Source organism: Rubrobacter aplysinae (assembly GCF_001029505.1).
GTDB classification, from domain to species: Bacteria; Actinomycetota; Rubrobacteria; order Rubrobacterales; family Rubrobacteraceae; genus Rubrobacter_A; species Rubrobacter_A aplysinae.
This window is the reverse complement of sequence record NZ_LEKH01000006.1, coordinates 42,008-62,636: the sequence shown is the minus strand read 5'-3', so window position 1 is coordinate 62,636 and position 20,629 is coordinate 42,008. Positions and strand designations below refer to the sequence as shown.

18 protein-coding genes are annotated in these 20,629 nt (G+C 65.1%); 10 read left to right on the top strand and 8 right to left on the bottom strand.

What is annotated here, in order from left to right; genetic code table 11:
* Window positions 1-492: 492 nt before the first annotated feature.
* Complete coding sequence (locus ABD53_RS07890) at window positions 493-1,602, bottom strand: baeRF10 domain-containing protein (protein ID WP_152670658.1); 1,110 nt, start codon at window positions 1,600-1,602, stop codon at window positions 493-495.
* A gap of 275 nt (window positions 1,603-1,877) precedes the next feature.
* Here ABD53_RS07890 and ABD53_RS07885 point away from each other — a divergent pair, with 275 nt between their 5' ends.
* The gene (locus tag ABD53_RS07885; RefSeq protein ID WP_084709423.1) at window positions 1,878-2,435 is read left to right on the top strand and encodes a glutathione S-transferase family protein; all 558 of its coding nucleotides are present in this window, start codon (window positions 1,878-1,880) and stop codon (window positions 2,433-2,435) included.
* A gap of 68 nt (window positions 2,436-2,503) precedes the next feature.
* On the opposite strand, the gene ABD53_RS07880 is transcribed toward ABD53_RS07885, so the two are convergent.
* Both ABD53_RS07880 and ABD53_RS07875 read right to left on the bottom strand, forming a co-directional pair.
* Entirely contained in the window at window positions 2,504-2,899 is a 396-nt protein-coding gene (locus ABD53_RS07880; protein WP_235401450.1) for an ArsR/SmtB family transcription factor, read from the bottom strand.
* A 180-nt stretch (window positions 2,900-3,079) separates the two neighbouring features.
* Window positions 3,080-4,063 carry an aldo/keto reductase gene (locus ABD53_RS07875; protein WP_047865230.1) on the bottom strand — a complete coding sequence of 328 codons (984 nt, stop codon included), beginning with the start codon at window positions 4,061-4,063 and terminating at the stop codon, window positions 3,080-3,082.
* A 211-nt stretch (window positions 4,064-4,274) separates the two neighbouring features.
* Between ABD53_RS07875 and ABD53_RS07870 the strand changes: the two genes are divergently transcribed.
* From ABD53_RS07870 to pruA, 4 genes are all read left to right on the top strand, one after another.
* Window positions 4,275-4,994, top strand: coding sequence for a GntR family transcriptional regulator (locus ABD53_RS07870; RefSeq protein ID WP_047865229.1), 720 nt, complete (start codon window positions 4,275-4,277; stop codon window positions 4,992-4,994).
* A gap of 319 nt (window positions 4,995-5,313) precedes the next feature.
* Window positions 5,314-6,855 (top strand): sodium/proline symporter PutP, encoded by a 1,542-nt coding sequence (gene putP, locus ABD53_RS07865; RefSeq protein ID WP_047865228.1) that lies wholly within the window; start codon window positions 5,314-5,316, stop codon window positions 6,853-6,855.
* Window positions 6,856-7,045: 190 nt separating this feature from the next.
* Entirely contained in the window at window positions 7,046-7,963 is a 918-nt protein-coding gene (locus tag ABD53_RS07860; RefSeq protein ID WP_047865227.1) for a proline dehydrogenase family protein, read from the top strand.
* Between the two features lie 81 nt (window positions 7,964-8,044).
* Entirely contained in the window at window positions 8,045-9,592 is a 1,548-nt protein-coding gene (gene pruA, locus ABD53_RS07855) for an L-glutamate gamma-semialdehyde dehydrogenase (protein WP_047865226.1), read from the top strand.
* A 111-nt stretch (window positions 9,593-9,703) separates the two neighbouring features.
* On the opposite strand, the gene ABD53_RS17240 is transcribed toward pruA, so the two are convergent.
* A complete protein-coding gene (locus ABD53_RS17240) occupies window positions 9,704-10,285 on the bottom strand; it encodes a septal ring lytic transglycosylase RlpA family protein (protein WP_160309645.1) in 582 nt (193 codons plus the stop codon).
* Between the two features lie 156 nt (window positions 10,286-10,441).
* On the opposite strand from ABD53_RS17240, the gene ABD53_RS07845 reads away from it, so the two are divergent.
* On the top strand, window positions 10,442-11,674 hold the full coding sequence (locus ABD53_RS07845; protein WP_152670657.1) for a mannosyltransferase family protein: 1,233 nt from the start codon (window positions 10,442-10,444) through the stop codon (window positions 11,672-11,674).
* 330 nt (window positions 11,675-12,004) lie between these two features.
* The gene (locus ABD53_RS07840) at window positions 12,005-12,535 is read left to right on the top strand and encodes a DoxX family protein (RefSeq protein ID WP_047865224.1); all 531 of its coding nucleotides are present in this window, start codon (window positions 12,005-12,007) and stop codon (window positions 12,533-12,535) included.
* A gap of 26 nt (window positions 12,536-12,561) precedes the next feature.
* Here the strand turns inward: ABD53_RS07840 and ABD53_RS07835 are convergent, their stop codons facing one another.
* The 4 genes from ABD53_RS07835 to ABD53_RS07820 form a co-directional block, all read right to left on the bottom strand.
* The gene (locus ABD53_RS07835) at window positions 12,562-13,188 is read right to left on the bottom strand and encodes a response regulator (RefSeq protein ID WP_047865223.1); all 627 of its coding nucleotides are present in this window, start codon (window positions 13,186-13,188) and stop codon (window positions 12,562-12,564) included.
* Window positions 13,185-14,396, bottom strand: a complete 1,212-nt coding sequence (locus ABD53_RS07830) for a sensor histidine kinase (RefSeq protein ID WP_047865222.1) — start codon at window positions 14,394-14,396, stop codon at window positions 13,185-13,187. The genes ABD53_RS07835 and ABD53_RS07830 overlap by 4 nt, the downstream gene beginning before the upstream one ends.
* Before the next feature lie 102 nt (window positions 14,397-14,498).
* Window positions 14,499-15,233 carry an ABC transporter permease gene (locus ABD53_RS07825; RefSeq protein ID WP_047865221.1) on the bottom strand — a complete coding sequence of 245 codons (735 nt, stop codon included), beginning with the start codon at window positions 15,231-15,233 and terminating at the stop codon, window positions 14,499-14,501.
* A gap of 33 nt (window positions 15,234-15,266) precedes the next feature.
* Window positions 15,267-16,178, bottom strand: coding sequence for an ABC transporter ATP-binding protein (locus tag ABD53_RS07820; protein ID WP_047865220.1), 912 nt, complete (start codon window positions 16,176-16,178; stop codon window positions 15,267-15,269).
* A 240-nt stretch (window positions 16,179-16,418) separates the two neighbouring features.
* On the opposite strand from ABD53_RS07820, the gene ABD53_RS07815 reads away from it, so the two are divergent.
* The 3 genes from ABD53_RS07815 to ABD53_RS07805 all read left to right on the top strand — a co-directional run bounded on the left by ABD53_RS07815 (window position 16,419) and on the right by ABD53_RS07805 (window position 20,581).
* Window positions 16,419-18,206, top strand: a complete 1,788-nt coding sequence (locus ABD53_RS07815) for a S9 family peptidase (protein ID WP_047865219.1) — start codon at window positions 16,419-16,421, stop codon at window positions 18,204-18,206.
* Window positions 18,207-18,274: 68 nt separating this feature from the next.
* A complete protein-coding gene (locus ABD53_RS07810; protein WP_047865218.1) occupies window positions 18,275-18,883 on the top strand; it encodes a hypothetical protein in 609 nt (202 codons plus the stop codon).
* A gap of 330 nt (window positions 18,884-19,213) precedes the next feature.
* A complete protein-coding gene (locus tag ABD53_RS07805) occupies window positions 19,214-20,581 on the top strand; it encodes a TrpB-like pyridoxal phosphate-dependent enzyme (RefSeq protein ID WP_235401447.1) in 1,368 nt (455 codons plus the stop codon).
* The last annotated feature ends 48 nt before the right edge of the window (window positions 20,582-20,629 follow it).

Below are 20,629 nucleotides of genomic sequence, written 5' to 3'. Positions count from 1 at the left end.
GAATCTGGGCTCGAATATCCTGGAGCGCAGTAGGCCACGGATGAGGGGTGGAGCCGTTGTCCGGCGATTACCTCAAAAGCGTGCGGGCAAGCCTCGCAGGCGGCGACGTCACCGGGCACGCACAGGGCCGCGCTGCAAGAGTTGATCGAGGGGATGGAGTTAGGAGGCACAACCGCCGGCGACGCCGGACCGAACTACATCGTGAGCCGCGCCGGCGTGCCGCTCTTCGAGGGCCAGATCTGGGTCCGGGTGGGACGCGGCGGCCTCCCGGTGTGCTCCGCGCACGATCATGATCATAGCTGTCCTGGGCACAGTCCAGATCGTAAGCTGAAGCCGGCCGTGGAAGGCGTACCTGCCATGATATAGCGCGGACAGCCAGCGCGGCCCGGTTGGAGAGTTTATACCCGGATAGCCACCGAGACGATCCGGGAAAGGGAGCGTTCGAGAGGCGCGGAGCCGGACTCGCGCCCCTCGGCCTCTATCCGCCTACCGTTAGAACCTGGTGCGTCCCGCGACGCCGCCGAACTCGTCGCGCAGGGTCACGGCGTTCTCGTCCTCGCCGCGCATGAAGTCCACGCGGGCTCCACGGGTGGCGGCGAGGTCCAGCAGCACGTCCATCAGGGGGCGCACGCGGGTCTCGGCGCCGGAGAGGGTCTCGGTCTGGGTGATGTCCTGTACGGCCATCTGCTCCTCGTCGGACCACCGGATCTCACCTTCGATGTCCCATAAGACCACGAGGTGATGCACCCGGTTCTCGATCTGGAGCGCCTCGACGGTACGGTCCAGACCGGAGACGCCGGACTCCCGGATCTCGGCCAGTAGCTCCCCGGCACGCTCGTGCTCGGAGTTCTCGCGTACCTCCTCGAGACGGTCTATGATGTCGCCGTCGGGGGCGTCGAGCGGCACGTTCTCCTCGGCCACGACGCGACTGGCGACGTCCTGCGGCAGCCGGGAGCGCAGGTCAGAGGTCCGCTCCTTGGGGCCGGCCAGGATCAGGCGCTGCACGCCCTCGCGGAAGGTGATGTCCCGGATCTGGCCGCCGAGCTCGTTGTAGAACTCGGCGATGTTGTGCTCGGTGCGTCGGCTCTGGGCGTCGCGGTCCATGCCGCCGCGCGGGCCGGGGGTCGAGGGCGAGGTATCCACCTCCAGGTACCCGCTGCCCTTGTGCTCCAGCGCCTCTCCGGCCGGGGCCTGCACGCGCGAGATGACGAAGTACCGGAAGTTCTCGGCGTCCACGAGCGCCACGCCGTAGGGCTCCTGCTCGTCCAACGCTAGTAGCATCGGCGAGACGTTCGGCTCGCCCCAGCGGACGGTCTCGGGCAGGGCCACCTGTAGCCGGTACAGCTCCAGCATCCCGCTCTCGTCGGCGAAGATCGCCATGCTCCGGGCCTCGGGCTTCTCCTGACCCAGGGTGTGACGCACCCTGTCGGCAACCTCTTCTGGCACGCCCGCCTCGTCCATCGCGTTTCGGGCGCGCACCTCGTAGGCCTGCTCCTGATTCTGGGAGACCCCCGGGTCCACGTGGATGTACGCCGAGAGTATCGGGCCTTCGAGCGCCGAGATCTCACCTATCGCCTGTCTTATGTCCTGCGCCTGTGCCACTATCAAAGCTCCTTCTGCCCGATCTATCTTCGTCGTGTCTCTCTTTTGTTCCTCAACCTACCTCGTGTTCCCGCGGAGGGCACCTTCGTAAACGGAAAACGGAGACATGCCAGCCTACCATGTATCGGGGTACCGTTGGAGATTACGCTCACGGTAACGCACGAGTCTCATGCTAAGATCTGCCTCGCAAACGTTAAACCGGATGTATTTTACGCATCTCTCAGGAGGTTTGGATGAAGCCGGTACTCTACAATACCCAGGGTTGACCGTTCGCGATGCGGACCAGGATGGTCCTGCAAGAGAAGGATGCGGACTTCGAGAACCGCGAGGTAGACCTGCAGAACAAGAGCGAGGAGTTTTTGAGCGTCAGCCCGACAGGCAAGGTGCCCGTGCTGGCCGTGGACGAGGGCGACGCGCTCTACGAGTCGAACGCGGTAAACCAGTACCTGGACGAGGTGTACGAGGAACGGCCGCTGTTGCCGGAGGAGGCAAAAGAGCGAGCCTTCGCCCGTGTGTGGATGGTCTCTGCCGACGAGAGCTTCTACCCGGCCGTGTTCAAGGTCAGCTTCCGCCGCGAGCGTGGCGAGCCTGAAAGCGAGCTCTCCGAGCCGCTGGAGAACCTGGGCACTGCGCTCTCGGCCGTGGAGAGCAGACTAGAGGGCCGGGAGTACCTGTCCGGCGGGTTCTCGCTCGCGGACATCGCCCACGCCGGGGCCTTCAAGCGCCTGCGCGGGCTGGATGACGGGGGAGACGTATCCCTGGGTAACTACCCGAACGTCTCCGCCTGGATGAGCCGCGTGGAGGAACGTGAGAGCTACCAGGCCTCGCTATAGGGGGTTATAGGAGCTTTACAGGGGTTTTCTAGTCCTGGAGCGCGGGGTCTGCTGACTCTTTGTCTTTGTTAGCAGGCCGGCTCGGCGGTCACGCCGCAGGCCTCGACGCGCTCCAGGTTGTCGCGCAGCAGCGACTCACCCAGGCAGATCATCTGCATCACGCGGCTGTCGGCTATGGAGTAGAAGGCGTTGCGGCCCTCCCGGCGCACCCCGACGTACCCGCACCAGGAGAGGCACCGCAGGTGATCCGAGATCCTGGGCTGTGGCGCCTCCAGCTCTTCGACCAGCTCACCGACCCGGGTCTCGCCCCGCCGGGCCAGGAGCAGCAGGATCGAGAGCCGGGTGGGGTTCGAGAAGCCGTTGAAGAACTTGGATAGCAGGCACATGATCTCGTCGTCCCGCCCGACTTCCACGCCCTCCAACGTCTCCGGCTGTTCTTTAAAGCTCTCCTGCATTTCCTGCATTCCGTTCCTCGCTTCCCTCGTTCTCTACTTCATTCACCGCGTTTACCGCGTTCATCGCGTTTACCGAGTGCGCTTTGTGTGCCCTCGGGCACATTCAGGCCGGTACTATAGTCTCCGCCTCGGCGGCCGTACAGTCTCCCTGCTCCCGTGATCCCCGCCGCTCCGCCTCCCCGGGACGCTTCAAGCGTTTGCCCGGGCGATCATGTTGTACGGGTACGCATAGGGCAGAGTTGCGGTCTCTTCGAGGGAGTCGAGCTCGCCCTCCGACAGAGACCAGCCGGTCGCCGCGAGGTTCTTCTCCAGCTGATCCAGGCTGCGCGCCCCGATGATCGGCGCGGTGACGCCGGGCCTGTCCTTGACCCAGTTCAGCGCGACCTGCGCGGGCTCCTTGCCGCGATCCTCCGCTATCTCCCTTACCCGGTCCACGACGTCGAACTTCTCCGGGGTGGCGTGGCGCTCCCAGGTATCGGTCCAGCTAGCCATGCGGGTGTCTTCGGGCGGGGCGTCCTCGCGGGAGTACTTGCCCGTCAGAAAGCCTCCGGCCAGCGGGCTCCACGGGATCACGCCAAGGCCCTCTTCCCGGCACACGGGCAGAACCTCGCGCTCGATGTCACGCACGATCAGGGAGTACTGTGGCTGCAGGCAGTCGAAGTGCGCCAGCCCCTCGCGCTCGCTGACGCGGATGGACTTCTCCAGCTGCCAGCCGGTGAAGTTCGACGCCCCGATGTAGCGGACCTTGCCGCTCTGCACCAGGTCGTCCAGCGCAGAAAGCGTCTCCTCTATGGGCGTGTGGGCGTCCCAGCAGTGGATCTGGTACAGATCTATGTAGTCCGTGCCGAGCCGCTTCAAGCTCGCCTCGCAGGCCGCGATCACGTGCTTGCGCGAGGCCCCGGAGTCGTTCGGGCCGTCCCCCATCGGGAACCGGAACTTCGTTGCCAGCACTATGTCCTCGCGGTCGTGATTCTCTATCGCGCGGCCCGTGATCTCCTCGGAGACGCCCCGCGAGTACACGTTCGCCGTGTCAACGAAGTTGCCGCCGGCCTCCACGAACCGGTCCGTGATCCCCTTCGAGGTCTCCTCGTCCGCCTCGTTGCCAAAGGTCATCGTGCCCAGGCACAACTCCGAGACCATGAGCCCGGTGCGGCCAAGCCTACGATACTCCATACAACCTCCCGATCCATGCTCCAACGTACGCTCGTGAACTCATCTCGTAAATCGTTTCAGCAACACTCGATATACGATTTAACCGTTATTCGGGTACGGACGCAACTCGGACTCGCGTACGCTTACGCGGTCACGGGGCCCGGCTCGGGCGGAGAAAGGTTGGAGCCGGGCCCTCGCGTATTCTGTTTTTGTATCCAATATAATGCCTCGCATGGGGATACAAGAGATAGCTTTTGAAGTCACGGGCCGGTACCGCACGACGCAGGACATGGTCTCGGAGGGTCTTAGAGAGGCCATCCTCGGCGGGACGCTCGCCGGCGGGGAGGCTTTGCGCCAGGAGGAGCTCGGCGAGCGGTTCGGCGTCAGCCGCATCCCCGTCCGCGAGGCGCTCCGGCAGCTGGAGGGCGAGGGGCTCGTGGAGTTCCACCCCCACAGGAGCGCGGTCGTCACGAGCCTGTCTTACCTGGAGGTCGAGGAGATCTCGGAGATTCGGGTCAGCCTGGAGACGCTCGCCCTGCGCCGGGCGCTCCCCATGATGAGCCGGGAGAGCCTGGACCGGGCGGGGGAGGTGCTGAATCTCATAGACGCGGAGGAGGACCTGCGCAAAAGCTGGGGCGAGCTCAACTGGCGCTTCCACGAGGCGCTCTTCGCCCCCGCCGAGAGGCCGCGCCTGATCTCACTCATAAAGTCCCAGCACACCGCCTTCGAGCGTTACATTCGCTTCCACCTCGCCCTCGCCGACTACGACAAGCCTCAGCACGAGCACCGCGAGCTGCTGGAGCTGTGCCGCCGGGGCGAGTCCGGGGCCGCCGAGGCCCTCCTGGCCCGCCACATACAGGACATCAGCGGGCTGCTACAGGAGCACCTGGACCGGCTACCCGTCAATGAGGCAAACCAGGGTCACCCGAAAAAAGCCACCCGGCCGGCGTAACAAGCCTGAGCCTCACCTCCCCGCCCACCCGGGGCGACCGCCGATCCTTGTACTTGACTTTGGATACAATATCCAATATAGTGCCTGCAGCACAAGTGGCAAGGCACTTTGTGGGAGGTGGAAGCAAGGTTGCGTGGGGCTTCCGAAGTTCGCTTCGCGAGACGGATGCATCCCACGACCGGGGTGAGCGGGGTATACGAGGCTTACGGGGTGGGCAGCGCGCTCGCGGTTTATGGAGCATGCGTTCTAGAGTGGCGAATGGCCCCGTTGTCTTTGGAGACCGGGAGGGCCCAAGGGTCCTGGAAAGGAGAGGGGTGAGATGCCTGCAGCGTTACCGGCGATCGCTACGTTCTTCGTATATCTAGCGGGGATGATGGGGATCGGGGTCTGGGTCTACCAGAGGAATAAGAGTCTTTCGGACTTCGTGCTCGGCGGGAGGAGCCTGGGTAGCTGGGTTTCGGCGTTGAGCGCCCAGGCGAGCGACATGAGCGCGTTCTTGCTCGTCGGGTTGCCCAGTGCGGCGTATATAGGCGGGCTAGGCGCGGGCTGGATAGCCGTCGGGCTCATGATCGGGACGTACTTCAACTGGCGGCTAATCGCGTCCCGCCTGCGGGTCTACACCGAGCGGGCCGGGCACGAGGAGAGCGCGGCCGGTTCCATAACGCTCTCCGAGTACTTCGAGAACCGTTTCGAGGACCGGAGTCATCTGCTGCGGGTGATCTCGGGCCTCACCATCATAATCTTCTACACGGTTTACGTGTCCTCCGGGCTGGTCGCCGGCGGGATACTTTTCAACGAGGTCTTCGGGCTGAGTAACGCCGTTGCCATCACCGTAGCGATCGTCGTGATAATCTCCTACACCTTCCTCGGAGGCTTCGCGGCCGTAAGCCTGACCGACTTCTTCCAGGGAAGCCTGATGTGGGTGGCAATAATACTGGTGCCGCTCTTCGCCGTTATCGCGGTTGGAGGAGTGGGCGCCGTGGTAAGCGGGATAGAGTCCGCCAACTCGGCGCTGCTCTCCGTAACCGGCAACGTCGAGCTGTCGGGTGGCAGTTGGACTAGCGGTTCCTCCCTGAGCGGGGTAGGCATAATCGCCGGGCTCACGTGGGGACTCGGGTACTTCGGGCAGCCTCACATCCTGGCCCGTTTCATGGGCATCCGCTCCCACAACGAGGTCCCGAAGGCGCGCAAGATCGCGACGATCTGGGTCGTTACCGGGCTCTCCGCCGCGATAATCGTCGGGATCGTCGGCATCACCTACTTCAGCCAGCCGCTCTCGAACCCGGAGACCGTGTTCATAAACCTGGTGCAGGAGACGGTGAACCCCTGGATCGGCGGGATACTCCTCGCCGGGGTCCTGGCCGCCGTGATGAGCACCGCGGACTCGCAGCTCCTCGTCGCCTCGTCGGCGCTTTCGGAGGACTTCTACCGCACGTTCCTGAACCGGGATGCCTCGGACATACTCCTGCTCTGGATCGGGCGCTTTACCGTGATCGGGCTCGCCATAGTCGCCTACATACTGGCGCTTCAGGGCGGCAGCGTCCTCGGGCTCGTCTCCTATGCCTGGGCCGGGTTCGGCGCGACCTTCGGGCCTATTATCATCATGTCGCTGTTCTGGCGTAAGATGAACCGGGTCGGCGCGATCGCGGGTATGCTCGCCGGCGGCTTGACCGTGCTGATCTGGAACTTTATCCCGTTCCTGAGCAGCACCGAATGGTACGAGCTACTACCAGGATTCGCCATAGGCCTCGCGTGCATCTTCCTCTTCAACCCGCTCGGCGCCGCGCCGTCACAGAGCATGGAAGACGACTTCGAGGCCGTGCAGAGCGAGCTGAACGGTGTGAGCGAGTCCGGTAGCTAGGTACCCGGACCCATCCGTAAGAGTCTCCACAAGGAGGTTCGAGCAGCGGGTGTAAGGGTATGGGTGTAGAAAATAGTCGCATGGATCGTCCGGTCACCGGGATTATCCGGACGGCCGGACGGTCCGCCATCCCGGTGCTTCTGGAACTTTTGGCACCCGGAACAGGATCGGAAGATAGGAGGTCAGCCACGTGGGGGTAGTAGACAAGGTTATAGCGAACTCCGTGCCCGTCATCCCGCGGCCTCTGGTGCGGGTGATCTCGGGCCGTTACATCGCCGGCGAGGAGATTCCAGAAGCCGTCGAGACCATCAAGGAGCTAAACCGCCAGGGCTGCTTGGCGACGGTGGACCTGATGGGCGAGTCCACGCAGGACGAGGATCAGGCCGCACAGAAGCTCGCGGGCTACAAGCAGGTCATAGACGCGATACAAGAGCATGGCTTGGGATCCGGGCTGTCGGTAAAGCTGACCGGGCTCGGGCTATGGGTTGATGAGGACCTGTGCCGGGCGAACCTGGAGGAGATCATCGGGTACGCCGCAGAGCGGGACCGCTTCGTGCGCATAGACATGGAGAGCTCTCTGCAGACCGGGAGCACCGTGGAGCTCGCGCTGGACATGCACCAGCGCCACGATAATACGGGGACCGTGATCCAGGCCTGCCTGCGCCGCAGCCTCAAGGACGTGATGCGCCTGACGGAGGCCGGGGTCACCGCCCGGCTGTGCAAGGGTATCTACGACGAGCCCCGCGAGGTCGCCTACAAGGACTACGACGTGGTGCGCGAGAACTACATCCTCCTGATGGAGGAGTATCTGAAGAGCGGTGTGTACGTCGGGATAGCCACCCATGATGAGTATCTCGTCTGGCACGCGCTGCGCCTGATCCACCACTTCGACGTCCCCGACGACCGCTACGAGTTCCAGATGCTCCTCGGCGTGGACGAGGAGCTCAGGCGCATACTCGTGGAGTCCGGCTACAAGGTGCGCGTCTACGTGCCCTTCGGTGGTGAGTGGTACGAGTACTCGACCCGCCGCCTCAAGGAGAACCCGAAGATAGCCGGTTACGTGGCGAAAGACGTGCTGGGAGCAATAGCCGGGTACGCGAAAAGGTAACGTCACGCAACGTCACGCGGGGTTCGACGAGAGCCTCGGCGAACGCAAGGAATGTAGAAAACGCGAGAGATAGGAGAGCTAATGGGGCTGCTGCCATACAAGAACGAGCCATACCTGGACTTCACCGACGAGGAGGTCCGCCGGGGGCTGGACGATGCCTTCAAGCAAGTCGAGGGTGATCTGGGCAAGAGCTATCCGCTGCGCATCGGCGAGAGCCGCATAGACACGGACGGTGAGATCGTCTCCGTCAACCCGTCGAAGCCGTCTCAGGTCATCGGGCGCACCGCGAGCGCGACCGAGCGCGAGGCCGACATGGCGCTCTCGACGGCGACGAAGACCTTCGAGGGCTGGAGCCGCACCACCGCCGAGTACCGGGCCAGGATCATGCTCCGCGCCGCCGGCATCATGCGCCGCCGCAAGCTGGAGCTCATAGGATGGGAGGTGTACGAGTCCGGCAAGGTCCCCTCCGAAGCCGTGGCCCACGTCGCCGAGGCCATAGACTTCCTGGAGTACTACTCGCGCGAGATGCTCCGGCTCAAGGACGGCGTGCCGGTATACTCGCTGCCCGGCGAGGAGAGCCGCTACTTCTACCAGCCGATGGGCGTCGGGGTCGTGATCGCGCCCTGGAACTTCCCGCTCGCCATACTCACCGGAATGTCGAGCGCCGCGATGGTCACCGGAAACACGGTCGTCCTCAAGCCTTCCGAATCTACCTCGGTGATAGCCGCGATCTACGCCGACATCATGGCCGAGGCCGGGCTGCCCGAGGGCGTGATGAGCTACCTGCCGGGCTACGGCTCGGAGATGGGCGACTACCTGGTTTCCGACCCCCGCACGCGCTTTGTCTCGTTCACCGGCTCGATGAACACCGGGCTGAGGATAAACGAGCTCGCCGCCAAGCCAAACGGCCAGCCCTGGATCAAGAAGGTCCTAGCCGAGATGGGCGGCAAGGACGCGATGGTCGTTGACGACGACGCGGACCTCGACTCCGCCGCCCGCGACATCGTGCTCAGCGCCTACGGCTACGGCGGCCAGAAGTGCTCCGCCGCCAGCCGCGCCATCCTGCACGAGAAGGTCTACGACACGGTACTCGAGAAGGTCGTCGAGCAGACGAACAATCTCAATCAGGGCCAGCCCACCGAGCCCGGTATAGACCTCGGACCGGTCATAAACCACGACCAGTTCGAGAAGGTCTCGGGGTACCTGGAGACGGGCAAGGGCGAAGGCGAGTTAATCACCGGCGGCGACACCACCGACCCCGAAAGCGGATACTTCGTCTCCCCGACGATACTCGGCGTAAACCCGCGGGCAACGGTCGCGCAGGAGGAGATCTTCGGCCCCGTGCTCTCGGTGATAAAGGCGAACAGCTTCGAGAACGCCCTGGAGATAGCCAATGACACGCCCTACGGCCTCACGGGCGGCGTCTACTCCCGCAATCGGGAGCACCTGGAGATCGCCCGCCACGAGTACCAGGCCGGAAACGTGTACTTCAACCGCACCATCACCGGCTCTCTTGTAGGAGTACAGCCCTTTGGCGGCTTCGGCATGAGCGGCACGGACTCCAAGGCCGGAGGCCCCGACTACCTGCCCCAGCACATGCTGCCCCGCACCGTGGTCGAGCGATTCTAAAGAGTTTCTAAAGGTTACGGCAGCACGAAAGAGAGCCTCCGGCGGATCTCCGCCAGAGGCTCTCTTATGTTCGGGTCTCTAACGAGTCCCGCGCTATCTAAAGCGTTCCGGCTAGGCGGTGACGCCGCCCGGGACCTCGAGCTCCCGGCCCGGGAAGATCAGGCTCGGATCCGCGATGTCGTTGGCGGCGGCGAGCTCGCCCACGGAGACGCCCTGCTCACCGGCGATGCCGGAGAGCGTGTCACCGCTCTGCACGGTTACGCCGTCACCGTAGGACTCGCCGCCCGTGGAGGCGGGCTGGACCTGCGGCTGGCCGGAGTCGGCGGAGCTGCCCTGGCCGCCCTGGCCGAGAACGGTCGCGTCTACGGTGCCCACGCTGCCGAGGCCGATGGCCTGCGCGGCGCCGGCGGAGAGATCGAACTCGCGCCCGGCGACGTACGGGCCGCGGTCGTTGATGGTGACGGTCGTGCAACCGCTGTAGCAGACCTCGACCTGGGTGCCGAATGGCAGCGTCTTGTGTGCCGCGGTCATGGCCGACGGGTTGAAGACCTCGCCGCTGGCCGTGAGGTTGCCCGCGAAACCGGGACCGTACCAGCTAGCGGTGGCCGGAGCCGCTTGAGCGTCGTCCGCGAAAGCGGTGACGGATAGTGCCAGGGCGCCCGCTACTACGGCGCCTTTGAGAGCGTGCTTCATGTGGAGTCCCCCTCCAGTTGTTATCGCAACCCGGGAAATTAACACGGGTTAATAACTGTGGCAAGCTGTAGCAAGAATGTTTCTAGCGAGCGATGTGATCCAGATAACTGCACAAGCATACCAGTGTAAACTCTCCCCGGAAGGTGATGAGCGCCCGTGGGGGTAAAATCTCCGGCCATGTACGGGACGGGAGAGAAGGTCGGAGGGTGGCGCGGGTTATGGTTCGTGGCGCTCGTGTTCGGGGCGAGCCGGGTGTTTTATCTGGCGGCGGGTGCGGTTCTGGCGGAGGTGGTGCCGGTCCATTCTTTTCAGGAGGGGACGCGGGACGTGCCGTACCGGAGCCTCAGCCTGTGGTCGCACTGGGACGGGGAGCACTACATCGGGCTGGCGCTGGACGGGTATCTGGACGGGGTGGGGCAGGTCTCGCCGGCGTTCTTTCCCGGGTACTCGCTCGTTCTGCGGTCTTTGGCGGAGCTGCTCGGAGGGCCGCTAACACCGGCGGCGCTCTCGGTGCTCGGGGTGGTGGTGTCGCTGGCGGCGCTGCTCTTTGCGCTGTACTTCGTGTACGCGATAGCGGCCGATGGTTGGGGGGAGGCGGCGGCGCGCAGGGCGGTGCTGGCGCTGGCCTTCTTTCCGACGGCGTTTTTCTTGAACTCGGTGTACACGGAGAGCCTGTTTCTGGCGTTCTCCGCCGGGGCGGTGTGGGCGGCCCGGGTGCGCCGGGATCTCCTGCTGGCGGCGCTGCTCGCGGCGCTCGCCGCGGCTACGCGCAACGTGGGGGTGTTCCTGATCCTGCCGCTGGCGCACGAGTGGCTCCGGGACCCCGGCGGATACAGGTGGCGCGGGGCTTATCTGGCCCTGGCTCCGGCTGGTCTGTTTGCCTACATGGGATACCTCTGGTGGCGTTTCGGCGAGCCCCTGCTCTTCTACACGGACCAGTCGCGGTGGGGCCGGGAGGCGACGGGACCCTTGGCGAGCATCGGGGGCGCTTTTACGCAGGCGTTCGAGGAGATGGGCCGGCTGACCCGGCCCGGAAATGTACCCGGAGCTAGGCCGGGAGAGATGGCGGACTACTTGCTCTCGTTCTCCGATAGCTTGAACTTGATCTTCTTGCTGTTAGCGGCGGCGTTGCTCGCCGTGGGTGTTATGAGGCTGCCCTGGGGCCTCACGGGCTACGCCGCCCTGACGGTCCTCGTGCCGGCTTTCTTCGGGACTGTACAGAGCCCATTGATGGGATTCCCTAGATATGTGCTCGCCGTGTTTCCCCTGTTTATAGTGCTCGGCACCCTGCTAAAGAACCGGGTGCTGCTCGCGGTCTGGCTGGGAGTAAGCGCCGTCTTCTCGCTCGCGCTGTGCGCCCTGTTCGTGAGCTGGAGGTTCGTGGCCTAGAAGTTCCCCATCTTCCCGGCACCCGCAGCGCGTGCCGGACTCCCCGAACCTCCGCGACGAGCGGGACAACGCCGCCGGGTCCGGCGGGCACCGTATAGTGGCGCGTAATGGCGCAATCTTATGGTACCCTCCGAACCTCCGTGATGGACCGCTGGTCCCGGTGTCACGCAGGCCTTTCCGGAGGCTCTGGAGGCCGAGGGGAGCAGGTAGGCTACCGTTACGTATGGCTCCCTGTAGACCGCAGTTGTCCCTGGAGCTGTGCGGGGGGTCGGTCCGGCGACACTATCTACAAACGTACGAAATTAGAGATGCGATAAGAGGAGGAAAGGTATGAAGGATCTCTCGTTGTTGCTGGTCAGAGGCCTGACCGGCACGCTGATGGCAGGGCACGGGGCGCAGAAGCTGTTCGGCTACGGAGGCGGGCCGGGCGTCGAGGGCACGGCGGGCATGATGGAGTCGCTGGGCCTGAAGCCCGGCAAGCCGTGGGCCGTGCTGGCCGGGGCCTCGGAGTTTGGCGGCGGCGCGCTCACCGCGCTCGGTTTTCTGAACCCGCTCGGCCCGCTCGGCATTATTGGCGCGATGAACATCGCCACGCACCGGGTGCACGGGACGGACCCGATCTGGGCTACGGAAGGCGGACCCGAGCTGCCCGTGACCAACAGCGCCATCGCCGCCGCCATCGCGCTCTCCGGGCCGGGCCGGTACTCGCTGGACCAGATGTTCGGCATAAAGCTGCCGCGCTGGATAGTGGTTCTGGCTCTCGCTCTCGGCGCTCTCGCGGCCTACTCTGCCCTCACCGCCGAGCCGGACGCCTCTGGTGGCGAAGAGGAGACGGCGGAAGGCTCCGGCGAGGAGGCATAGCGACGCCGGGATCTCCGGCCCGACGCTTACTCCAGGCGTAGTATGCCCCGCTCCAGGGCGACGGAGACGGCGGCGGTGCGGTCGGTTACGCCGAGCTTGCCGAAGGCGTGGATCAAATGCGTCTTGACCGTCGCCTCGCTGACGTGGAGGCTCCTGGCGGCCTGCTTGTTGCTCTGGCCCCGGCGCACTAGCTCCAGTACCTCTACCTCGCGCCTGCTCAGGCTCTGGCGCTCTGGGCCGCGGACGTTCCGCATCAGGCTGTCCGCCGCTGCCGGGGCGAGCGTGGACTTTCCAGAGGCGGCGGAACGGACGGCGGCGTATAGCTCTTCGCGCCGGGCGTCCTTTAGAAGGTAGCCGGTCGCGCCAGCCTCGACGGCACGCAGGATATCCCTGTCGGAGTCGTAGGTGGTGAGGACCAGGACGTTGGCGCCGGAGCCGGTACTGGAAAGTTCTTCTATGGCGGCCACGCCGTCGGTGCCGGGCATTCTGAGGTCCATGAGGACGAGATCCGGCCCGAGACGCCGGGCGAGCCGGACGGCCTCCGCCCCGTCCTCCGCCTCGCCTACCACGGTAAAGTCCGGCTGGCTGGAGAGGATGCTCTCCAGTCCGCTTCTGACCACCGGGTGATCGTCGGCGATGAGTATCTTTATCATGTGCCTACCGAGCCCGTCTCGGCTCCCCTGGATGCCCGCAGCGGGAGCCAGACGGCGAGCGTCGTGCCGGAACCGGGATCACTCTCGACCAGTAGCTCGCCACCGAGCGTCTCGACGCGCTCCCGCATGGAGCGCAGCCCGAATCCGTCAGAGCCGCCGTCCCCGTTGCGCTCCGAGAAAGTGGGATCGAAGCCCACTCCGTCATCCTGTACGTCCAGCAGCAGCAGGTCGGTGGTGTAGGAGAGCGTCAGGTCTACACGGCTGGCCCGGGCGTGCCGCCGGGCGTTGGCGAGAGCCTCCTGGGCCGCCCGCAGCAGCGTGACCTGTAGCTCCTGCGGGGTCTCGTCCGGGTCTCCGGTCACGTTCAGGTCCACGGGGATGCCGGCGTCCTCCGAGGTGCGGGTGGCGAGGCGGCGCAAGGCCTCCGGGAGTGAGTAGCTCTCCAGGATCTCGGGCCGCAGCGCAGCCACCAGCCGCCGGGCCTCGGCCAGGTTTTCCCGCGAGGTCTGCTTGGCCTGCTCGACGTGCCGGCGGGCTTCGCCAGTATTTACTCCGCTCTCCTCGGCGGCTTCGAGGTGGGTGACGATGCTGATGAAACCCTGGGCCAGGGTGTCGTGGATCTCCCGCGCCAGCCTACCGCGTTCCTCCAGGATACCGGCCCGGCGCTCCTCGTCCGCCAACTCGGCGCGGGTAGACTCAAGCTCACTTATGAGTCGCTGGCGTTCCTCGCTCTGGCCTATGATCGAGCTTATGAACAGGCCCATCGTAATGCTGACCGCTGAAGCCACCCCGACCAGGCCGAGGTTCAAGAAGCCCTCCGAGCCGGTAAAGCCCATGCCCTGACTACCGAGCAAGACGAGGGTAAAAGTCACTACGAGTACAGCGGACGACGCGACGGAGGCTATGGTCCACGCCTGCCAGTAGACCATGAACGCGAGCAGCCAGTACTGGTCGGAGAGGTTCACGAGCACCACGAAGAAGGCCATGATCCCGACCACGTACGAAACCCGGATGCCGAGATGCGAGTAGAACCAATCCGGCGAGCGTCCCTGGAAGTAGTAATGCCAGGCCCCGAAGAGCCCGGCGATAGTCGCCTCTAGCGCCCGGACCCTCCACGCCGGGTCGCCGAAGAAGAGCGCCAGCAGGGTGGTCAGAGCCAGAAAGCCGTACAGAGCGTAGTAGGCTATCCAGTACCATCTCTCCCACACGTTCGGTCTCGGTGCGTTTAGGGACTCGGCTTTCGAGACTCTCGCATTCGTGGAACTCATGTACCGAATTTTACCCGCTACTTTGCGCACGCTCTATCCTCTCTACTCCCAGCGGAAGACGCGGGCGGTGAGCAGCGTCGCCAGGGCGAGTATTGCCAGGAGTATGGCGGCGGCCATCCAGTTCCAGCCGTCGCCGATCCAGACCTCCTGCACGAGCCGGACGACGTAGGTGAGCGGGATGTAGTCCGAGACGGACCGCAGCCAGCCCGGCATCTGATCCAGCGGCAAAGCCGACCCCGAGAGGAAAAACATGGGGAAGAAGACCGCCTGCCCAACGGCCTGCGCCACCCGCACCGAGGGAAACAGGCTAGCCACAAGAAATCCGACGGCGAAGAAGCTCAGGCTGGAGAGGGTTATTGCGATGAAGACCATGCCCGGAGCGTGGGGCATCTGCAGGCCGAGGAACAGGGCGGCGGCCGTGATCAGAAGCCCTATACCGGCGAGAGTCATCACGAAGTTCACCAGCACGTGGGCGGCGAGTATCCGCGTCGGACCGAGAGGGGTCGCCCGCAGCCGGCGCAGGACGCCGCGTTCGCGGTAGGAGGCGAGCGTGGTGGGGAGCCCGATCAGCGCCACCGTCCCGATCACGAGCCCGGTGTAGGCCGGGGTGTAGAGGTCTATAGTGGTCAACGGCGTTCCGCGCACCGGATACCCGCCGAAGATGCTGCCAAAGAGCAACACTACTAGCACCGGGAAGGCGAGCGTAAAGAACACCGCTGCCGGTTCCCGCAGGAGCAGCTTGAACTCCGTGTAGGTGAGCCTGAGTAGAGCCTGCATGTTCGCCTCCCGTAGTTCTCGTAGTAGTGACTGCTAGTCCCGCATTTCACGCCCGGTGAGCGTGAGAAAGACGTCTTCCAGGGTTGCCTGTTCCATTTTCAGATTTCGGGGCGCGACGCCGCGGCGGTCCAGCTCGGCGGCGACGGGGGCGAGCAGCGAGCTTTCTCCGCGAACCACGATCCTGTCCCGCTCCCTGGAGGCCTCGGACACTCCCGGGAGATGCCGCAGACGAGCCGGGTCGAAGCCATTGGAAGTGCTGAAGCTCAGGCTGCTCTCCGCGTGAAGGCCGTTGATAAGCGCCGCCGGGGTATCGAGGGCGACCAGGTTCCCCCGGTCCACGACGGCGACGCGGTCGCAGAGCGTCTCGGCCTCGTCCATGAAGTGTGTGACCAGCACGACGGTCTTTCCAGTCTCCCGGATATCTCGTACGAGATCCCAGCTCGCCCGCCGGGCCTGCGGGTCGAGGCCGCTCGTAAGCTCGTCCAGAAACACGACCTCCGGGTCGTTCAGCAACGCGAGCGCGACGAATAGCCGCTGTTGCTGGCCGCCGGAGAGCGTGGAGAAGACGGTGTCCCGTTTCTCCGTGAGGCCCCAGCGGTCCATTAGTCCTCGCCAGTCGGCCGGGGAGTCGTAGAACGTGGAGTACAGCTCAAGAGCCTCGCGGACCTTTAGCCGGTCTGGGAGGGCGGCCTGCTGGAGCTGCACCCCGATGCGCCGGCGGAGATCGTCGCCGTTTTTCAGTGGATTCAGGCCAAGCACCTCGACCGTCCCGGAGTCCGGGCTTCTCATCCCGGTCAGACATTCGATGATCGTGGTCTTGCCCGCGCCGTTCGGGCCGACGACGCCGAAGATCTCACCCCGCCCGACCTCGAACGACACCTCCTCCACGGCGACCGTCTCACCGTAGGTCTTGCCCAGACTATCTACCCGGATCACGGTCTCCACCCTCCGCCTCCTCTGCTCGAACCTCTGGCCTGTACAAGCATTCTCCCCTGGTGCTCGCGGCCCTGGATCGGACACCCGGCCAGACTTCGCGGCGTAACCGGTGGATGGGCGGCATCCACCAGCCGGTTGATGTGGAGGACGGCCGGGAGGCGTGATCAGAAAGCCCCGCCGCTTCCTCTATAATCTCCCGAAATCCGCGAGCTCGACCAGTGTTACCGGGAGAGGAGATAAAAAAGACAAATGCTGCCCTACAGCTTCGACCGCTATCTCAAGATCCGCAGCGCCTACGCCCCGACCTGGTCTCCCGACGGGCGCAGGATAGCCTTCCTCACGGACATTACCGGCGTCCCGCAGGTGTGGGAGGTCCCCGCTGGCGGTGGCTGGCCGGACCAGCTCACCTTCCACGAGGAGCGGGTCTCCGGCGTCGAGTACTCCCCGGTCGGTGACAGAGGTGACAGCCTGATGTTCAGCATGGACTCCGGCGGCGATGAGAAGGCTCAGATCCACCTAATCGAAGGCAGCGACGAGTACGACGTCACCCGTGACCCCGACGCCATCCACTACCCCGGCGGTTTCTCCCCCGACGGCTCCCGCATCGCCTACACCGCGACCCGCCGCAACGGCACCGACTTCGACGTCTACGTGCAGCCCCTGGACGCACCGGACGGTGAGCCCGAGATGGTGTGGGAGGTTTCCGGCTACCACACCGTCGCCGACTGGGGCCACGACGGCACTTATCTCATAGTGTCGCGTCATTCATCCAACCTGGACAACGACCTGTATAGCCTCGATCTCGGAAGCGGGGAGGCCCGGCTGCTGACGCCGCACGAGGGGGAGGCGCGGTTCCAGGGTGTTCAGGTCGCGCCGGATGGCACGCGGCTTTTCGTGGCGACCGACCGCGACGGCGACTTCGTGCGGCTGGCGCGCCTGGATGTCTCGACTCTGGAACTGGAGTACCTGACCCCCGACGACCGGGACGTGGAGGAGGTGGAGCTCTCACCGGACGGGAGGTATCTTGCCGTCAGCCGCAACGTGGACGGCTACTCCCAGGTGATGCTCTTCTCGGGCCGGGGCCGCCGGATGCCGGACCCGGAGATCCCCTCCGGTATCGTCGAGGGCTTCGCTTTCTCGCCGGATTCCAGAAGCCTCGCTTTCACGCTAACCGCCCCCGATCGCAACCCCGACGTGTGGGTGCTCGACCTCGGAGCATCCGAAGGCGGGCTGCGGCGCGTCACCCGCTCTGCGACCGCCGGTATACCGCCCGCGACCTTCCGCCGGCCCGAGGTGGTCCGCCACGAGGCGTCCGACGGTCTGGAGATACCCGGCCTCCTGTATGAGCCGGACCGGGAAAACGCGCCGGTGGTGATAAACGTCCACGGAGGTCCCGAAGGTCAGGCCCGGCCCGGATTCGGGGCTGTGACCCAGTATCTGCTACAGCGCGGCTACGCGGTCTACTTGCCCAACGTGCGTGGCTCGACCGGCTACGGTAAACACTACACCCACCTCGACGACGTGCGCCTCAGGATGGACTCCGTCCGGGATCTCGCCGACGCCGCCGGGTGGCTACGGGGGCGCGGCCACGAGAGAGTCGCGGTCATGGGCGGCTCCTACGGTGGCTTTATGGTGCTCGCGGCGATGACGGAGTACCCGGAGCTTTGGAGCGCCGGGGTGGACATCGTCGGCATCGCCAACTTCGTGAGCTTTCTGGAGAACACCGGCAGCTACCGCCGCGCCCTGCGCGAGCCCGAGTACGGCTCGCTGGAGCGGGACCGGGATTTCCTCCAGTCCATAAGCCCCATACACAAGGCGGAAGAGATAGCCGCGCCCCTGATGGTGATCCACGGCAAGAACGACCCCCGAGTGCCGGTCGGGGAGGCCGAGCAGATCGTGGAGCGGGTGCGGGAGAGCGGAGGAGAGGTGGAGTATCTCCTGTACGAGGACGAGGGACACGGCCTCGCCAAGCTGGAGAACCGCCTGGAGGCCTACCCGAAGATAGCCGACTTCCTCGACGTCCACCTCTCCGGTTAGTCCTTGTCCGAGCCCGAGACGACGCAGGACGCCGCCGTGAAGCGTACCGTCCGTGGAGGCGGTGAAAGATGAGCCCCCGTCTCTCAAGGTGGTGCGCTCTCTCCGCGCTGCTTGGCGGGGCACTATCGGTGGTCGTCGGGCTGCTCGTGTTGCTAGCCCCAGGCTACTACCTCTTCGACTCTCCCTCGGACTACCTCGTCGCGGTCGCCGAGGGCGCGGCCCTGCTCGCCGTCCTCGGCGGGATAGTGGGGCTGCATCTGGCCCAGAGGAGCGAGTCCGGGAAGCTGGGCGGGGCCGGATTCTTGCTCTCTTCCGCCGGGCTCGTCATGGCTGGGGCCGGGCATCTTATCGGGCTGCCGTTCTTCGTGTTCCTGAACACCGGCGGGATAGTGTACGTGCTGATCGGGCTCTCCCAGGGCGTGCCGCTGGTGTGGGGCGCGATCTACATTCTCGGAACGCTGTTACTGAGCGTTGGAGTCCTGTTGCTGGGGATAGCCACCGTGAGAGCCAGGACGTTACCAATCTGGTGCGGCCCGGTACTCATCCTCGGGCTCGCCGCACTGTGGAGCCTCGGCAACGCGTTTGGCTGGTTCTCCTTCGGCGTATCCTGGCTCGCTCTCGGGCCAGCCCTGAGAGCCTCTGGAGCCGAGCCTACCACCGGCCGCCGTGTAGCCTGATCCGGAACAGCCTTATATACAGCCTCATATACAGACCCATCGCGGCGCCCCGGATTGCAGACTTCGCGGTTTGCCTGGAGCCAACTCCGGTCCCGGTGACGAGCCCCCTGTTCGTCACCGTCCAGACTCCGGGCCGGTCCCCCGCCATCCGGGGCCCGTGGGATGACGGCGCGCTATAGCGTAGTGGCTTCCAGCCCCGGCGGTCAGTGATGCGGGGAGCGGGCACGTATATCGGCTCGTACAGGCGCGCCCGCTTCTCTCCGCTCTGTTGACAACCTTTTCACCGGCAGCTTAAGCTCCGGTCAAGTCACCAGGATGGAAAGGTCGGAGTTGGAGAAGCTAGAGCGCACGAAGTTTCTGCTGGGCGAGGAGAGGCTGCCACAGAGCTGGTACAACGTCGTGGGGGATCTCCCGTTTGAGCTGGACCCGCCGCTCGATCCGGCGACCAGAGAGCCGGTCGGCCCCGAGGCGTTCGCCCCGATTTTCCCGGAGGAGATCATCCGCCAGGAGGTCTCTGCTTCTGACGTTCCCATCCCCGAGGAGGTGCGCGAGACCTACGCCCTGTGGCGTCCGACCCCGCTGTTCCGGGCCCGCAGGCTGGAGAAGCTCCTGGATACCCCGGCTCGCATCTACTACAAGTACGAGGGCGTGAGCCCCTCCGGCAGCCACAAGCCGAACACCGCCGTTCCCCAGGCCTACTACAACCGCGAGGAGGGCGTGAGACGGCTCGCCACCGAGACCGGGGCCGGCCAGTGGGGCTCCTCTCTGGCGTTTGCCTGCCAGGCGATGGACCTGGACTGCACCGTGTACATGGTGCGCGTCAGCTACGATCAGAAGCCCTACCGCCGGGCCATGATGCAGACCTACGGCGCGACCGTCCACCCGAGCCCCTCGGATCTCACGCAGGCTGGCCGGGATATTCTGGCCGCCGACCCGGACTCGCCCGGCTCTTTGGGCATAGCGATAAGCGAGGCCGTCGAGGATGCGGTCGGCGAGGATGACACCAAGTACTCCCTCGGCAGCGTCCTGAACCACGTCTTGTTACACCAGACGGTCATAGGACAAGAAGCAATCGAGCAGATGGATCTCGCCGGAGAGTACCCTGACGTGGTCGTCGGCTGCGCCGGCGGGGGCTCGAACTTTGGCGGCGTCGCGTTCCCGTTTCTCGGCGAAAACCTGAAAAACGGCCGCGATACCCGCCTGCTCGCAGTCGAGCCGGCCTCCTGTCCCACCCTCACCCGGGGGCGCTTCACCTACGACTTCGGCGACACCGCGGGCCTGACCCCGATGATGAAGATGCACACCCTCGGGCACTCCTTCGTTCCCTCCGGCATACACGCCGGAGGGCTTCGTTACCACGGCGAGTCGCCCATACTCAGCGCGCTGGTGCACCACGGTCTCGTCGAGGCCCGCTCCTACCCGCAGAACCCGACCTTCGAGGCCGGGGTCCTCTTTGCCCGCGCCGAGGGCATAGTCCCCGCACCGGAGGTCACGCACGCCATAAAGGCGACGATGGACCTCGCCGTAGAGGCCCGCCAGAGCGGGGAGGAGAAGGTGATCCTGTTCAACCTCTGTGGCCACGGCCACTTCGACCTCGCCGCCTATGAGCGGTACATGGCCGGAGAGCTGCCGGACCTCGAACATCCCGACGAGGAGATACAGAAAGCGGTCGCCCGGATACCCGGCCAGCCAGCGTGATATAAGTAGCGCGTCGGAGAGCCGCTAATGCGGGAAAACCGCTAATAC

Coding starts and splice junctions, on each gene's coding strand:
- ABD53_RS07885 (WP_084709423.1), top strand. CDS start 1,878: ATGCGGACCAGGATGGTCCTGCAAGAGAAGGATGCGGACTTCGAGAAC.
- ABD53_RS07880 (WP_235401450.1), bottom strand. CDS start 2,899: ATGCAGGAAATGCAGGAGAGCTTTAAAGAACAGCCGGAGACGTTGGAG.
- ABD53_RS07875 (WP_047865230.1), bottom strand. CDS start 4,063: ATGGAGTATCGTAGGCTTGGCCGCACCGGGCTCATGGTCTCGGAGTTG.
- ABD53_RS07870 (WP_047865229.1), top strand. CDS start 4,275: ATGGGGATACAAGAGATAGCTTTTGAAGTCACGGGCCGGTACCGCACG.
- putP (WP_047865228.1), top strand. CDS start 5,314: ATGCCTGCAGCGTTACCGGCGATCGCTACGTTCTTCGTATATCTAGCG.
- pruA (WP_047865226.1), top strand. CDS start 8,045: ATGGGGCTGCTGCCATACAAGAACGAGCCATACCTGGACTTCACCGAC.
- ABD53_RS17240 (WP_160309645.1), bottom strand. CDS start 10,285: ATGAAGCACGCTCTCAAAGGCGCCGTAGTAGCGGGCGCCCTGGCACTA.
- ABD53_RS07840 (WP_047865224.1), top strand. CDS start 12,005: ATGAAGGATCTCTCGTTGTTGCTGGTCAGAGGCCTGACCGGCACGCTG.
- ABD53_RS07835 (WP_047865223.1), bottom strand. CDS start 13,188: ATGATAAAGATACTCATCGCCGACGATCACCCGGTGGTCAGAAGCGGA.
- ABD53_RS07825 (WP_047865221.1), bottom strand. CDS start 15,233: ATGCAGGCTCTACTCAGGCTCACCTACACGGAGTTCAAGCTGCTCCTG.
- ABD53_RS07815 (WP_047865219.1), top strand. CDS start 16,419: ATGCTGCCCTACAGCTTCGACCGCTATCTCAAGATCCGCAGCGCCTAC.
- ABD53_RS07810 (WP_047865218.1), top strand. CDS start 18,275: ATGAGCCCCCGTCTCTCAAGGTGGTGCGCTCTCTCCGCGCTGCTTGGC.